General features: G+C 28.8%; 16 protein-coding genes. 1 reads left to right on the top strand and 15 read right to left on the bottom strand.

The genetic code is table 11. From position 1 onward, the window contains the following. Positions 1–69: 69 nt before the first annotated feature. From ABWP20_RS16670 to ABWP20_RS16605, 14 genes are all read right to left on the bottom strand, one after another. A complete protein-coding gene (locus ABWP20_RS16670; protein WP_353097339.1) occupies positions 70–192 on the bottom strand; it encodes a hypothetical protein in 123 nt (40 codons plus the stop codon). A 7-nt stretch (positions 193–199) separates the two neighbouring features. After that, positions 200–739: a flavodoxin domain-containing protein gene (locus ABWP20_RS16665; protein WP_353097338.1), complete on the bottom strand. Its 540-nt coding sequence runs from the start codon at positions 737–739 to the stop codon at positions 200–202. Between the two features lie 117 nt (positions 740–856). Continuing rightward, the gene (locus tag ABWP20_RS16660) at positions 857–2,143 is read right to left on the bottom strand and encodes a B12-binding domain-containing radical SAM protein (protein WP_353097336.1); all 1,287 of its coding nucleotides are present in this window, start codon (positions 2,141–2,143) and stop codon (positions 857–859) included. A gap of 204 nt (positions 2,144–2,347) precedes the next feature. Further along, positions 2,348–3,322 carry an NAD-dependent epimerase/dehydratase family protein gene (locus tag ABWP20_RS16655; RefSeq protein WP_353097335.1) on the bottom strand — a complete coding sequence of 325 codons (975 nt, stop codon included), beginning with the start codon at positions 3,320–3,322 and terminating at the stop codon, positions 2,348–2,350. 139 nt (positions 3,323–3,461) lie between these two features. Further along, a complete protein-coding gene (locus ABWP20_RS16650; RefSeq protein ID WP_353097333.1) occupies positions 3,462–4,343 on the bottom strand; it encodes a GyrI-like domain-containing protein in 882 nt (293 codons plus the stop codon). Positions 4,344–4,455: 112 nt separating this feature from the next. Further along, on the bottom strand, positions 4,456–5,388 hold the full coding sequence (locus tag ABWP20_RS16645) for a glycosylasparaginase (RefSeq protein ID WP_353097331.1): 933 nt from the start codon (positions 5,386–5,388) through the stop codon (positions 4,456–4,458). 16 nt (positions 5,389–5,404) lie between these two features. Next, entirely contained in the window at positions 5,405–6,328 is a 924-nt protein-coding gene (locus ABWP20_RS16640; RefSeq protein ID WP_353097329.1) for an ROK family protein, read from the bottom strand. Position 6,329: 1 nt separating this feature from the next. Beyond that, positions 6,330–7,091, bottom strand: coding sequence for a copper homeostasis protein CutC (locus ABWP20_RS16635; RefSeq protein ID WP_353097328.1), 762 nt, complete (start codon positions 7,089–7,091; stop codon positions 6,330–6,332). A gap of 220 nt (positions 7,092–7,311) precedes the next feature. Further along, positions 7,312–8,781, bottom strand: coding sequence for an alanine/glycine:cation symporter family protein (locus ABWP20_RS16630; protein ID WP_353097327.1), 1,470 nt, complete (start codon positions 8,779–8,781; stop codon positions 7,312–7,314). A 215-nt stretch (positions 8,782–8,996) separates the two neighbouring features. Continuing rightward, complete coding sequence (locus tag ABWP20_RS16625) at positions 8,997–9,836, bottom strand: response regulator (RefSeq protein ID WP_353097326.1); 840 nt, start codon at positions 9,834–9,836, stop codon at positions 8,997–8,999. Continuing rightward, positions 9,833–11,110, bottom strand: coding sequence for a sensor histidine kinase (locus ABWP20_RS16620; protein WP_353097324.1), 1,278 nt, complete (start codon positions 11,108–11,110; stop codon positions 9,833–9,835). The genes ABWP20_RS16625 and ABWP20_RS16620 overlap by 4 nt, the downstream gene beginning before the upstream one ends. 85 nt (positions 11,111–11,195) lie before the next feature. Continuing rightward, a complete protein-coding gene (locus ABWP20_RS16615) occupies positions 11,196–11,735 on the bottom strand; it encodes a hypothetical protein (protein WP_353097323.1) in 540 nt (179 codons plus the stop codon). A 145-nt stretch (positions 11,736–11,880) separates the two neighbouring features. Beyond that, complete coding sequence (locus ABWP20_RS16610) at positions 11,881–12,819, bottom strand: dipeptidase (protein WP_353097322.1); 939 nt, start codon at positions 12,817–12,819, stop codon at positions 11,881–11,883. A gap of 92 nt (positions 12,820–12,911) precedes the next feature. Next, positions 12,912–13,661: an N-formylglutamate amidohydrolase gene (locus ABWP20_RS16605; RefSeq protein WP_353097340.1), complete on the bottom strand. Its 750-nt coding sequence runs from the start codon at positions 13,659–13,661 to the stop codon at positions 12,912–12,914. Positions 13,662–14,122: 461 nt separating this feature from the next. Between ABWP20_RS16605 and ABWP20_RS16600 the strand changes: the two genes are divergently transcribed. Further along, positions 14,123–14,692 (top strand): hypothetical protein, encoded by a 570-nt coding sequence (locus ABWP20_RS16600; protein WP_353097321.1) that lies wholly within the window; start codon positions 14,123–14,125, stop codon positions 14,690–14,692. A gap of 65 nt (positions 14,693–14,757) precedes the next feature. On the opposite strand, the gene ABWP20_RS16595 is transcribed toward ABWP20_RS16600, so the two are convergent. Further along, on the bottom strand, positions 14,758–15,762 hold the full coding sequence (locus ABWP20_RS16595; protein WP_353097320.1) for a hypothetical protein: 1,005 nt from the start codon (positions 15,760–15,762) through the stop codon (positions 14,758–14,760). Positions 15,763–15,822 lie beyond the last annotated feature (60 nt).

Here is a 15,822-nt window from a genome sequence, read left to right as displayed (position 1 = left end):
CATCACCAAGAGGAAGTAACACGCTTTTGCGTGCTGCTTCGCAGCTCGCACCTTATTGATATTATATCATCAAATAAAGGAGTTATCAGATTCTGCTAAATTTACAGCAGCATAGTTTCCATTTTCAAGCCATTTCCTGATTATATAATATCCAATTCTATTACTGCCACCTATTATAAATACTGTTTTCATTTTTCCCCTAATTAATTCCTTTAACATATGATACTAGTGGCTTTATTGTTTCTATATTGGTGAAATCAACCTTCTTACCATATGTTTCTAACATCATTTTATCATCTATTGACAATTCCTCTGGATTTTTATTAGCTACCTTTCTCTCAAGCATTGACATCATAGATTTATGCAAAAAATTTAATTCGCTATAATCAATTCCACCACGCAAATGAAAAATTTTCACTTTCTTAAGCATTTCTTCTGTAAAATTTTTTTCAATAATTGGTTTAAAAATATCTTTATCGTCTGTTGCCGCAAGTCCTACAGTAAAAACAATAAGGTTTTTACATTTTAAAGCTTGAAAATTTTTAGTAACTAGCCCTATACCATTAATCCCACTAGCATAAAGTCCGCCACCAAAGATTATTGTATCGTATTCAAATAATCTTTCACTTTTTATCTCTGAGAACTCAAATAAATCAGCCTTTACTTCTTTAGCTATCCACTCTGCATATTTTTTGGTACTGCCATATTTTGATTTATATACTACTACTATCTTGCCCATATAATCCCTCCTATTTTGCTATAATTCTCAGATGATTCAATCTGTAAAAGTCTAATACTTAATTTGACTAAAACAAATTACAACACTTATTAAGTCTCTTACTTGCTTGAATTATTACTAGCCTTTACTTCCCCCTAGAGAAAACTTATAACCTAGATTCACTATAAAATTGTATATTATATTTGTTTTTGAAGCTGAAATTCTTTTAACTATTGATTTCATGGAATAAAATTCTTTTCTAAACCACATATATCCATCAAATAATTCTTGAGGTGACATATTTTTAGGTTTAAATGCTACTCTTGTTTTTCCATTATAATATGTCCAGTCCATTGATATCAATCTATTTTCTTTCTTTAATTGATTATATATAGGTGTTTTAGGTAATGGAGTCAATATACTTGCAGTAACACCATCTATGCCTAAATCATTACATGCCTCAAGGGTTTTTCTAAATACGTCCTTGGTATCAGTATCAAATCCAAATATTATACCTGCTTGAATAGAAATACCATTTTTGTGGATTAACTCTATTATTCTCTTGTACTTATCTACATTATTAATCGTTTTATTAACACTTGCTAAACTAATTTCAGAAAATGACTCTAAGCCAACAAAAAAATATATACATCCAGATTTTTTAGCTATTTTTAAAAGCTCCTCATCTTCACATCTCTCTAATGTAACTTGTGCTGCCCATTTTTTATTAAGCTTAGATAATTCCATCATTAATTTTTTTGCATATTCTATATCCCCTAAAAAATTATCGTCCCAAAAAACAAAATATCTACTATTTATATTTTTTATATCCTCAATAACTTCTTTAATTGGACGAGTCCTAAAGGAATTAAAATATATTTGTTTTAAATTACAGTAACTACATTGATAGGGACATCCTCTTGTGGCAAAAACTGCTCCTTTTGTGAAATATCTTCCCTTTATAAGATCTCTTCTTGGAATAGGAATTCCTTCTAATGATGTCTCATATTGAGTCTCATATTGTTTCTTTGCTTTATTTTCATAAAAATCTTCTAAAAACTGAGGCCATGTATTTTCAGCCTCTCCTATTATAATATAATCGGAATATTTCATGGCTTCATGAGAAACTAAAGTTGCATGTGGACCTCCAAAAACAACTTTACTCCCTTTTTTTCTAAACTTAGTTGCAACATCATAACAATGGGAAGCATTAGAAGTATTTACTGTTATAGCTATTAAATCAAATTTATCCTCAAATGGTATTCTCTGATTATATTCATCTATAATTGTCATATTATATTTTTCCTCATCAATAAATCCAGCTAAATAAGGCATAGTAATTTGAATAAAATTATTAAACTGTCTTTTCCTAAATTTATTTATTTCTCTATTTTCTGGTGTAATCAATAATATTGATTTTTTCATAGCCCACTCCTATCTCTATCTATGTAAAATGCATCTTTCATAATTTACAAATTAATTTTCCGTGAATCTCTTTCTTATACCTATAATATATAATTCTACAATTTTTCCTAAAATCCTTTTTTTAAAATACTGTTTATATAAATAAGGCAGATAATTTTTTATCTGCCTTAGACACAATTCTTGCTATACGTTTCTTCTTTCAAATCATTTAGTAATCTTAATTTCTAATTCCTTAAATATCTCATCTTCATTATGCATAATATCTTCTTTAAAATATATATTATTTTTATTTTCTAAATACCAATTATAGCTATGCTTTAATCCTGTTATAAAATTAGTTTCTTCACTATAGATAGATTTAATTTTACTTACATCTAACACATTACTATAATCAAAAAACGGGAAGAAATCTCTTTCTTTTCGTCCTTTAGATTTATAATCATATTCAATTATTTTAGCTTCTTTACCAACTACTTGTGCACAATATTCAATCCATTCTTTAATAGTAACTGGTTTCTTGTTTCCAACATTGAATATAGAGATATTCTGTCTTTTTGTTTTAAGCAATTCTATAATAATATTAGCTAAATCTGTAGTATATATAAATTGAAGATAAGTATTTGGATTTGGGATGATTATAGGTATATCTTTGCAAATATGGTCAAAAATAAAGCTTTCCCTTTGGGCATAATTGTTTTCTCCATAAACATAAGGAGGTCTTAAAAAAATAAGATTAATAGATGAGTTTTTAAAATTCTCAGTATAATAAGTTTCAGATTCTATCTTATTCTTTCCATAGGAAGTCCAATAAGTATTTTCTTTTAATGGATCACTTTCTTTAAAAGGAACCTTCAAGCTATTTACATCATAAACAGCACTTGAACTAATAAATATAAAAGTCTCTAATTCTTCCCTCTCTATGGATTTATATAATATTTCTGCCTGATCTTTATTTAGTCCAGATACATCTATAACAATATTAAATCTATATTCAGAAAGAACCTTTTCCATTTGCTTACTATCATTTCTATCACATATTAGATTATATATATTTTCATAATTTTGCTTTTTTGTTCCACGATTTAAAATAAAAACTTCATATTTGTTTTCATAAAAAACATCAGCAATTTTCTTTCCTATAAAATAGCTTCCACCCATTATTAAAACTTTCTTTTTCATATATTATCCTCTCTTCTGAACAAATTAAAAATCTTTCATATATTACTATACTATTATTTCTAAGTAACCTGTTGTCTTATTTAGATCAAAATCTTCTAATAAACTTTCACTTAATGTGTATTTCATTTATTGCATGCTCCTATTTACAAATTGGTTTAATTGCTATCCATACTTCTTGTCTATTATCCTGTAAATAGCATTCTATTACAGGTAAATCATCTAAATCATATCCTGAATTAGGTAGCCATTCTGTATAAAAGCTTTTGTAAGCATTTTGAACAGCTTTAGGTAATGCTCCATTAGCTTCAATTATTAGCCATGTAGCTTCAGGTAATTGTAATTCAACCATATCCTCAGGAGTAGAAACCTTAATGCATTCAGGTACATCTACACAAGTAGTTACTCCTAGATAATAGTCCATTTCCTCTGAAGCTCCCCATTGTCCTCCTGCACTAACTCCAAGAAGCCCTACTGGTCGCATATCCACTTGACCTAAAAGCTTAAATAACTTCTCCATTGTTCCATCATTACCTGCTGTTTCCCAGACCTTAGGAACTATTTCAAATGCTTTTTCTGTTTCTATTCTTTTCCTTATTCCTGAAATAGTAAATGCTGGCCATTGTTCGATTTGATAATTCATATGATTACCTCCTGTAATAGTTATTTGGAAGGAAATTTTTGGACACGCCTTAAGGCTAACTACCTCCGTCCGTAATTTAGATGGGAGAACGCCATGAAATTTTCTAAATGCCCTAGTAAAAGCATCCTGCGAAGTATAGCCATATTTCATTGCTATATCTATGATGTTTTCTTTACTATTTAAAATATCAAAGGCTGCTAATGTAAGTCTTCTATTTCTAATATACTCACTTAAAGATTGATCTGCAATATAAGAAAACATCCTTTGAAAATTATATATAGAACATACTGCAAGATTTGTAATTTCATTATAGGAAATTTCTTTATCAAGATTTTCTTCTATATAATTAACCACATTATTAACACGTTCAATCCACTCCATCCTATTTCCTTCCCCCTTTATAAACTAGAATATAATAATTCCAAAAAATAATCTCGATTTTTTTGCCCTATTTTATCGATTATAATTCCAAATTAAAAAACTCTTTATTTTTTTACTCTGTATGAGTCGCTATCCATTCTTGAGTCGCCTTTACATAAGATGTCCTACCATTGGAAAAGGAAGCAATATATACAGTAGGTTCATCTATTTCTGTAGCTACAACAAAGGAAAACTTAGAAATATTCGTTCCTACACCCCATTGTCCTTTATTATTCATGCATACTACAGATATATCCCCTGCTTTACCTCTTCTATCAATAAGTTTCTTATTTAAAGCATAAACAGCTTTCTCCGCAGCATCTTGTGGATGATATCCTTCCTCCATAAGACGGACTATTTCATAGGATATGCATCCTTTCATTATATCCTCACCCAGTCCCGTAGCACTGGCACCACCTATATGACTATCTGCATAAAATCCTGATCCTGATAAAGGAGAATCTCCTATCCTTCCAGGTCTTTTCATGAAAAGTCCACTGGTAGATGTGGCAACAGCCATTTTTCCACCTTTATCTAATCCTACTACTCCAACAGTATCATGACCATCATATGGGTTTAGGCTATCTATTTTTACTTTGCTTTTCTTTTTCTCCCATTCTCCCTTAGAATATTCTGTAAGCATATTCATTCTTTCAAAACCCATTTTATGTGCATATTTTTCTGCTCCTTGTCCTACAAGAAATACATTGTATTTTTCACTCATAAGACTTCTTGCTATTGATATAGGATTTTTAAAATCTTTAATACCACCTAATGCCCCAATGGAAAATGTATCTCCATCCATAAAGGCTGCATCAAGTTCAACTTCACACTCCTGATTTGGTAGTCCACCATAGCCTACAGACCTATATTCTTCATAGTTCTCTACCATTTTTACAACAGTTTCAATAGCATCTATTGAAGATTTTCCATCTCTTAACAATCCCTCTGCTTCTATTATTCCTTCTAATGCCATTCTCCAAGTACCTATTATTCCCCAACTCATTATGTACACCTCACTATTATTTTATATAATTTAATTTAGATAATACTGTATAACAAGCACCTACTAATCCAGCATCATTTCCTAACTTAGCTTGTACTATTCTGGTATATTCCCCATAGGAAGGCATTACCAATTTCATAAATATATTATTTACTTCTTGAAAAAACAAATTACCTGATTCAGAAATTCCTCCTCCAATTACAATAAGCCCTGGGTCCAATATATGTGTAATATTTATTATACCTGTTACTACATGGTTTAAAAATTTATTATATACTTCTGTTGCCAATTGGTCTTTACATCTAACTTTATCAATTATATCCTTCCCAGTAACAGTTCCACTAGGAAGATTTGCTATAGTTTCATAACTCCTGACTAAAGCAGCTGTAGAAGCATATCTCTCATAGCACCCTTTCCATCCACAATTACAATCTTCTCCATCCTCATTTATAATCATATGCCCTAATTCTCCAGAGCCATCTTTAATTCCTTTATATAATTTACCATTGATTATTATTGCCGCACCTATTCCAGTTCCAAGAGTAACGCATACAAAATTATCTATGTCTTTTCCTGCTCCCTTCCAATATTCTCCTAAGGCCGCTGCATTTACATCATTTTCTATAAAACAATCTAATCCAGTTAACATTTTTATATCTCTAGATAGTTTTGCTCCAGTATAATCAGGTAAATTTTCACTTGCAAAAATAACCTCTCCATTATCACAATCTACCTTGCCTGCCGTACTAATACCAACGGCAAAAATATCATATTTATTTAATAATTCCTTTATTCTTTTTGAGATTTCTAAAGGTATTTGTTTCTTACACTCTTCCACAGGTGAAGGAAATTTATGTTTAAATATAATGTTTCCTTCCATATCCAAAACCCCATATTTTATAAAGGTACCCCCTATATCAAAACATGCTATATTTTTCATTTTACCCCTCCTCTAAAAAATCCAAAATCTGTGTTATAGACCTCACTGATTTCTCACAAGTAAAATAATTCTCATACTCAGACGCTATTAGATTTCCTCCCATATTCACTCTTTGATTTCTATATTCCATAATACTTTCCACTCTCTTTTTTGCAGATAGATGAATCTCTTTTACCCCTGTATTTTCAATTATATCTTTTACATTTTTTTCATTGATTCCTGCCCCCGGCATAATAATTATCTTGTCTTCTGACATTTTAACTAATTTTCTGATTAAATTTATTCCGTCAATGACCTTGCTTTCTTGTCCAGAGGTTAATATTCTTTCTACACCAAGATCAATTAATATATCTAAAGATTTAAATGGATCTTTTGTCATGTCAAATGCTCTATGAAATGTAACCGTAAGAGGTCTAGATAACTCTATTAATTCTTTCATTATATTTATATCTATCTCACCATTAGGTTTAAGTACGCCTATTACTATGCCATTTACACCACTTTTTTTAGCAATTTCAATATCTCTTTTCATTATTTCAATCTCAAAGGTAGAATAGCAAAAATCTCCGCTTCTTGGACGAATCATTACATTTATATCAATTGTCAAATACTTCCTAGCTAACTGAATTATTCCTATACTAGGGGTAGTTCCTCCCCCCATTAAATTATCACAAAGCTCTATCCTGCCTGCTCCTCCTTTTTCTGCCGATAAAGCAGACTGAAGGGAATCTACACATATCTCAGTAATTATTCTATTTTTCAAATACATCCCCCCTCCTATAATATGATTGTAACATTCAACTCATAACATATCCATATATTACGTTAAATGTTTAAACTTGTTTATACAAATATTTCGTTATGAAAATTTATATTATCATTTTCTTTTAAATATCTATAAATACAAATAAGGTAGATAGCTCTAGCTATCTACCTTATCTGATCTGGGATTATCCCTGTGTCATAATGTGTCATAAAATTTATTATTTTAATAAAGTAGTACTCAATCCTTTTCTTAATATCGCTTTTCTATTATCTTTCTTTTCATCAAGATTTTGATATTCATAGTTCCAGCTAAGTTCTCCTCTTAATACCTTTGAGTCATAATCATCAAGTATATTTTTAACTTCTTTAGATAATAGGAATAATGCTATAATATTTGGTACAGCCATTATACCCATAGACATATCAGCCAATTCCCATACAAAATCAGGTTCTATTAATGTACCAACTACTAAAGCAGTAAGAACTATAACTTTAAATCCATTAATAGTTATTGGTTTTGTATTTAATACATGTTTTACATTTGACTCAGCAAAGAAATACCATCCTACTATTGTAGTAAGTGAGAAGAATGATAAACATATTGATAAGAACATTCCTCCAAATGTACCAAATCCAGCAGCAAAACCATTTTGTGTCATTACAGTGGCACTCTTGGTCATTTCAATAGCTGATATATTGGTATTATAAGCTCCTGATGTAATGTTTACCATAACTGTTGATAAACAAATTAAAAATGTTGATATAAATACTCCTATCATTGCAGTAAATCCTTGTTCAGCAGGATGCTTAGTATCGGCAACTGCATGTGAATGCGGAGTTGATCCCATACCTGCTTCGTTTGAGAAAAGTCCTCTTGCTAAACCAAATCTTACAGTTTGTTGAACAGTAATACCTAATACACCTCCACCTATTGCTCCTGGTGAAAATGCTCCAACAAAAATACTCTTTATTGCTGGAATAAGACTACCAATATTCATTACAATAATAATTAAACTTCCTAATATATAAGCACCTGCCATAATTGGCACTACTGTTTCAGCAAAGGATGCTATTCTTCCCATACCACCCATTAATATAAGTGCTACTACTATTGCAAGTCCAATAGTAACTGCTATTACTGGCACTCCAAATGCACTACTAACTGATCCAGCCACTGAATTTGATTGTACCATGATACCAACTATGCCTAATGCGACAATACACGATACTGAAAAAATTGTTGCTAATACTTTAGATTTTAAACCATTTTTTATATAATAAGCAGGTCCACCTACTAATGCTCCATCTTTATTTTCTCTATACTTTTGTGCTAAAACTGATTCACTGAAAATTGTAGCCATTCCAAAGAATGCAGATATTAACATCCAAAATGCAGCTCCAGGTCCTCCGGCTGCTATTGCTGTGGCCACCCCTACTATATTTCCTGTACCAACTTGAGCTGCTACAGCTGTTGACAAGGCTTGGAAAGGTGACATTTTTCCTTCTTCTACTTCTTCTTTCTTAACTATCCCTTGAATCATTTTCTTTAATGCAGGAAATAATCTTGTAAATTGCGGAAATTTAAGTCTTATAGTCATAAAAATTCCTACTCCCATAAGTCCAAATATTAATACATAATCCCATAGGATAGTATTTATAAAGCCAACTACTTCTCTAAATGAATACATTAATATACCCTCCCGTTTTCTTAAGTATTTTTGATATTCTTTTGACATTTACACACATATAAATTATGTCTAGTAATTTATAAACTGATTATAACCTGCAACATTCAAATAGTTTTTGAAAGTTTCAAATTGAAATAAAAATTTATGACTTTTTTCGTAGTATTTTGACAATTAAAAAAGGCTATATAAGAATTTAACTCTTACATAGCCTTTTGCTATTGCCTTTTTCCATAATAAACTATTCCATCTATGAATTTTTTTATATTTACTTTTCCTCTTTTTTTGCTTTTTCCCCTAATAAAATCCATCTCTATTTTAAGCTGTTCAAAATTATATAGTCCATTGGAATATTCAGTGAATATCTCATTCATATAATCTTCTATGCCAATATTTGCAAGATTAATCATTCCAGTAGTAGCTGTTCTTCTAATTCTTTGTTCCATTGTCTTAGGATTATCTGTAAAATGACTACAAAGTTCTTTTACTGTAAAATCAGCCATAGTTTGATTAGTATCAATTAAATACTTTGCTACATTTATAATATCTTGGCTACCAGACTCTCCAATGAGTCCAATTCTTTGCATAACTGCTTTTACTTTCGAAATGCTATCACCATTATTTTGCTCTTTTCTAGTGCTTTCAGTTTCATTCACAAACAAACTCTGAATCTGAGATAATTTTTTATTTATATCAATTTTTTCTATAACTTTTTTAATTACGGTTTGTACTTCAATGGCATCAATTGGCTTTGAAATATAGTATTCTATTCCACTTTGATATGCTTTAGAAATCATATCTTTAGAAGATACTTGTGAAATCATAATATATTGAATCTCTGGATCTTTTTTCTTTGATTCCCTAACTAAACTAATGCCATCTTTACCAGGCATTAATAAATCCACTAATACTATATCAGGTTTCAATAATTCTATTTCCTCTAAAGCATCTATTCCATTATCAACTCTTCCTATTACATCTCCTAAGTTTTTATCTATTATTATTCTCTCTAAAATTCTAATGATATTTGGATCATCTTCAACTATGTATATTTTCATTTTAAATCTTCCTCCAATGATTTTCTTGGAATATATATATAAAAACTAGTTCCTTTACCTATAGTAGAATTAACACTTATTCTACCATTTAATTGTTGCTCTACTATATATTTGACTATACTAAGTCCAAGTCCTCTATTAACTTCACCTGTACTATAATTTATCTTAGTTGAAAACCCTGGTGAAAAAATATGTTTTAATCCTTCTTCATCTATCCCTCCTCCATTATCTGATACTACAAAATAATGTTTATCTCCATCAATTTCATGGCTCACACTAATATTAGCTTCTTTTTGCATCTTATCTATTGCATCAACAGCATTCATTATAAGATTTCGAAGCATGGACATAAGATAATAATGTTTCTGAGTATAAAAATTTTCCCCTATACTAAATTCAAGGTCTATCTCCTTATTTAAACCTTTTATTTCTCTCTTCATAGTCTCAGAAAGTATGCTGATTATATCTTTAAAATTCATACCTTTATCATTTAGCTCATTTTCTGTAATTTCTTTTATTCCACGTATTGCTAATCCGTTTTCTTTCTTTATTTCATGCACATCTCTAGCAATATTTAATGCTATATTTGCCCAGCTCTCTTTATCTTCATTAAGATTGATTTTTTCAAATAATTTATATGATTCAGACATTACTTTCTCTATATGGTCCATGTTCTTTTCTATCCAATACATTTCTGTTTTTAGTTGAGATGTTAACCATAATAATCTTTTATATCTATTTTCATGTTCTTCTTTCATCAGAAGCATTGTATAATATTTAAGCATGTTTAATACAATCCACACTATAGCAGAACGGACTATACTTACAAGAAATAATGTAATACCCACTTTCAATGGTGAAGGAGAAGTGTCTATTGTTGTCCTTACTAACACTTCTATAAGGTTAGCTCCAAAGTCACTGATAACCATAATAATAAATATAAAATTTATATTATTTTTATTACCTTGATTTATTAGCAAAGAATAAATAATAGAGTAGAAAGCATAAAATAGTATCTCTAGTTGATATGATACTATTATATCTTTAATATCTCCATTTGCTATGTAATAAACCATCAATCTTAAAAAAAATACCATTATCCCTGACAATATTCCAGTTTGAATTGGTTCTAACTCATGATAGTAAAAAAGAAAGGCGACAAAAAATATTATCCCTGCCGAAACTCTAAAATCACTATTTATTAAACCAATATTGACTAATGATGCTAATGCAACTATTAAAGAGACAAAAATCATCTTTTTATAACGGTTCAAATTAAGTCACCTCGTCTATTAGTATATATAAAACCTTATTTTATGTCTAGGTTCTGTAGATAATATAAGTATTACCACATTTACTTTATTCTAGATATTGAGATAAATCATATTTCGTCAACGATAACCCCTTATTATCAATTTTGTAAATATAGGTTTGATTATTAAATACATTTATTGAACCACCTTTATACTTTTCCTTTGTCTCAATGGCTATAAGTACTTTTATCAAACTCTTATCTTTATCATATTGTAATCCAGTAATACTATAACTTTGAATATATGCACTTGTAGTTTGTGATTCGATTTCTCCTGGAATGATATTTGAAAATATTTTATGCTCTTTATTATCTTTCAATTCTTCTGATGTAATTTCAGTAATAAAAGTTAAGTCTCTTTTGCCGTCTTTTATTTCATTCAGTGATTTAATCGTATTCTCAAGTGTTAAGTCAAAGCTTGATATATCTTCAATAAATTCAGCATTAGGATAATAGTTCTTCTTTCCATCTTCAATAATGTAATATTTTGTTTCTTTATAATTTTTATTTGTTTTATATCTATTACTAAAACTCATCATTAAAATAATTACTATAAATATCGCAAATGGTATATTATACCTTTTCATTTAGTTTCCTCCAATTATAAAGTAAAACAACCACCTAAAGCAAGATTTTCTTTAACAATTTCATAAAATAAATAGAAAAAATCAAGATCACTTTATTTTCTTGATTTTTTCAACCAATCCAAATTGAGTAACTATTTATAATAAACTATAATACTTCCTTAATTACCCTTAGTGCATTTTTATAAAGTATCTTGTCTATTTCATCTTCTAAAAACTTATTATTTTTTAATGCAAACGCAAGCTTTTCTATCTCACCTATATTATTTATTTCACAATTTGGATGAGAACCATCATAGTCGGAACCCAATGCTATTACATCTATTCCTCCTACATTTCTAATATGTTTAATATGTCTTATCATGTCCTCTATTCTCGCATTCTCACTTTCACCTAGAAAATCCCTCTCAAAGCAAATACCCATTACCCCACCTTTTTCTGCCAGAACTTTTATCATATCATCATCTAAATTTCTAAAATGCTCTTTCATAGCTCTAGAATTTGAATGTGATGCAATAAATGGCTTTGAACTTAATCTTGATACATCATAAAACCCTTTGTCTGAAAGGTGAGAAACGTCTATAAGTATACCTAATTTATTCATTTCATACACTACTTCTTCACCAAAACTAGTTAATCCTCTACTTCTATATTCTTCTTTTATATTAGGAAACCCTATTTCATTTACTGCATTCCATGTGAGGGTTATTGCCCTCACCCCTAATCTATAGAAATTCCTCAAATTATGTATTTGTCCTTTAATGGTACCCCCTTCTTCTATGGTGAGAACAGCAGAAATTTTACCTTTCCTATCATTTTTCATTATATCTTCATAATTAGTTGCTAAAGATATATTATCTGAATTTTTATCAATTTCTATATAAAACTTATCTATCATTTTAAGACATGTTTCTAAAGGGTTAATTTCCTTTTCTAAATCTACCCACATAGCAAAAAATTGAGCTAAGGAATTTCCACGCTTCAATTTCTTAATGTCTATACTTAATTGGTTTTCATATAATCCTTGATTTTCCTTATCTTCCATCAACCCTAATATAGTATCACAATGCATATCAATTGGTCTCATTTTTTCCACCTCTTCAAATTATTTGATTTTTTATTATATAAAAATATACAATATCTTATTTTAGAACAATTTCCACTTAATTAGTATTCTTATCAACAATTTATACTTAATCCATTCTCAACAATCTTTACAATATTTTCAAAAACTCTCATTAAACGTTCTTTTGTTTTATTGAATAATATATCATCTTTATAATATATTTCTTCTTCCCCAAAATACCTGTCCTCTATATATGCTGTATATCGTATCTCAATTTGTATGGCTTCAATATTTTCTATAGAACTATAATGAGATACTATATATCCTCCCTTAAGACCTTTCTCATCAATCTTTACAGTAAAACCCTCATCAACAAAAGATTTATAAACATTGTGTAAGAATTTATGCGAGCATGTACTTCTACCACTTGTACCTAGTACAATATCTGCTGTTGATTGAGCATAAAAACTATGTAAATCAAATAAATATACTTTATTCCATTGTTTTAAACTACTATTTATTTCATTTAATAAGCAAGTATGATATGGTTCATAGAATTCTTTTATCCTATTCTCAACTACTTTACTTGGTAAGGAGTTTTCATAAATATTTTTACCAAATGTAGTCTTGTGATAAACTAAAGATTCTGTATAATCTCCTTCCATACTTTTTTTATTAATGTTTCTATTAACATCAATCATATATCTACTATAATTAGCTGATACCTTTGTAATATTTATCTTACTTAAAAAATCATAAAGTTCATTTAAAAACCAATCATTATTTGTAAGTAATACATTTTGTATCATACTATTTTCCATTTCAGATGTAATACAAGATGACCCATGGGGAATACTAGCAATTATAGGAGATATTCCTTTTGATTTTTGTATCTCTACTGGTTCTATATTACCCCTTCTCTCTATTATAGTATTGTTAACAATTTTCTTAATCCTGTTTAAGAACTATTAACTATTTACTTATAAATTTTATAACTAATCCAAAATTAATTATTCCTGTTCAATTCCCTCATATATCAATCTTTTGTTGTTTAATATTAATTATAGTATATAACACTAAAAATATATATGTCAAAGATTTTAGCAGTCCATCTCCCACTTATAGAAGATAAGAAAATTTTTATTCGCCATAAATATTTTATCAGATGAAACCACTCTCTAAATTTTTGATAATAAAAAAATACTCAGGCTCAGACTCTAAAGATATATTAGTGTTGATAAAATGCCTTTTATAATTCAATTATAATTTAAATATTTTTATAACTAGAATGTATGATACAATTAGTTAAAGGAGAGGATTTCTTATGAAAAAAACGCTTATTACTATTTTCATAATTATATTAACTATTATTTTAATTTTATTTTTTTTCGATCGTGATAAAATAACTTTTTTTCTGACTAAAAATACAAACTTAGAAAATGAGAATATAGATAATATAAAAATAACAGATAATATAAATTCATCTTTTTTTATTGAAAATTTTTCTAATTATATCAATCCTGAATATCATAATATGTTTTACTTTAGAAATCCAAATATAAAATCTTATCGTTTAACTTTTAATGAAGAAAACGCTCCTCAAATAACAGTAGGTTTTATTGAGCAAACTAAGGAAATTGTATATATTTCAAAATATAGCGGATCCAAAAAAAACTCATCAAGAAAAGAAGTAGGAAATAAAGGCGTTTGTCTAGGTGATAATCTAAAAAAAGTTATAGAAGTTTATGGGGAAAATTATTATAATTATGGCAGTAATACAGATGGTGTCAAAGGCATTGGATATGTAGATAAAAAAAATAAACTTAATGTTATTTTTTTACATAATGGCCAAAATAACATATATTGGTATTCAATAGAAAAATATAAAACATAAAGAAAAAAGCTCTCTATTTTAAGAGAGCTTTTTTCTTTATGTTTTATATTTATATAATTTATACTTTAATAACCATACCAAGGACTTCTCATCCATCTTTCAGTATCAAATTGACACTCAAATTGATAATGACGATGATATGTTTTAGGGCAAGCCTTACCTGTATCAGAATATATAGTAAAAGTTGAACATGCTGCTCTAGAACCTGGACCTAATTGATTACATTTATCACTTTTTCTACAAAAAGAAATCCCTGAACCAAGACAAGTTGCACAGTCGCTATATTCAAAATTTCTAAGTGTTTTAGCTGGATCTTTTGCTTTTGAATAATGTACATCATCTGTTCTAGGTCCATTAAAACGATTACAATGTACTTGATCTCCTACTTTATATGGAGTTCCATGTCCAGGAGATTCAAAATCTACAGACATAGAAGCCATTTCTTTATACATTTCTTCTTCTTGCTCATCCATATGATCTAACAATTCAAAAATATCCTCCTCAATAACAAGTGCTAAATCATAATTTTGTTTTTTAATATTTCTAACTGAGCTAAAAGCATTTATTTCTAAAGCATTAGTTATTGTAGTTTCAACTGGCTTATCTGTAAAATAAACATTTGTAGTCAAAAGATTCGTTTTTATTTCTTCTTTATTTAAATCATCTAATGTTATATAATTTTTTTCCGTTTTTATTTTTTTACTTAATTCATTTGATTTTAAATAACTTGTATTTTCAGATATATCTAAAGATACAAGTCCATCTTTGTTAATTAGATAGTTTTTCCCATTAATTTCAATATCTCCACCCATAAGCCTAACAACTTTATACATGTGATCTTTTTCAAAAACCCAACCAGCATTCTCAAAAAAATCTTTAGCATCTTCTATGCCTTCTTCTTCAAAATCTTTAAGTGTTAAATAAGCATATGTTTTTGCATAAATGGGAATATCGATTTTCAAACCATCAGTTTCAATTACCTTTTCTCTTCCTTGTGCAGATACAGTTGTTGTCATAGATAATAAAAATGTCATTACTAGAACTAAACTAACCACACTTTTTTTCTTCACAAAACTCCTCCTCGTATAATATGTTTAGAAGCACTTTTTATTAAGTCTTCTAAGCATATT

Source organism: Tissierella praeacuta, from assembly GCF_040396155.1.
GTDB classification, from domain to species: Bacteria; Bacillota; Clostridia; order Tissierellales; family Tissierellaceae; genus Tissierella; species Tissierella praeacuta_A.
Note: the sequence above shows the minus strand (reverse complement) of the source record. Positions and strands in the feature narration are given on the sequence as shown.

Excerpts from the sequence above, each read along its gene's own strand:
- ABWP20_RS16670 (WP_353097339.1), bottom strand. The coding sequence starts at position 192 with ATGAAAACAGTATTTATAATAGGTGGCAGTAATAGAATTGGATATTAT.
- ABWP20_RS16665 (WP_353097338.1), bottom strand. The coding sequence starts at position 739 with ATGGGCAAGATAGTAGTAGTATATAAATCAAAATATGGCAGTACCAAA.
- ABWP20_RS16660 (WP_353097336.1), bottom strand. The coding sequence starts at position 2,143 with ATGAAAAAATCAATATTATTGATTACACCAGAAAATAGAGAAATAAAT.
- ABWP20_RS16655 (WP_353097335.1), bottom strand. The coding sequence starts at position 3,322 with ATGAAAAAGAAAGTTTTAATAATGGGTGGAAGCTATTTTATAGGAAAG.
- ABWP20_RS16650 (WP_353097333.1), bottom strand. The coding sequence starts at position 4,343 with ATGGAGTGGATTGAACGTGTTAATAATGTGGTTAATTATATAGAAGAA.
- ABWP20_RS16645 (WP_353097331.1), bottom strand. The coding sequence starts at position 5,388 with ATGAGTTGGGGAATAATAGGTACTTGGAGAATGGCATTAGAAGGAATA.
- ABWP20_RS16640 (WP_353097329.1), bottom strand. The coding sequence starts at position 6,328 with ATGAAAAATATAGCATGTTTTGATATAGGGGGTACCTTTATAAAATAT.
- ABWP20_RS16630 (WP_353097327.1), bottom strand. The coding sequence starts at position 8,781 with ATGTATTCATTTAGAGAAGTAGTTGGCTTTATAAATACTATCCTATGG.
- ABWP20_RS16625 (WP_353097326.1), bottom strand. The coding sequence starts at position 9,836 with ATGAAAATATACATAGTTGAAGATGATCCAAATATCATTAGAATTTTA.
- ABWP20_RS16615 (WP_353097323.1), bottom strand. The coding sequence starts at position 11,735 with ATGAAAAGGTATAATATACCATTTGCGATATTTATAGTAATTATTTTA.
- ABWP20_RS16610 (WP_353097322.1), bottom strand. The coding sequence starts at position 12,819 with ATGAGACCAATTGATATGCATTGTGATACTATATTAGGGTTGATGGAA.
- ABWP20_RS16600 (WP_353097321.1), top strand. The coding sequence starts at position 14,123 with ATGAAAAAAACGCTTATTACTATTTTCATAATTATATTAACTATTATT.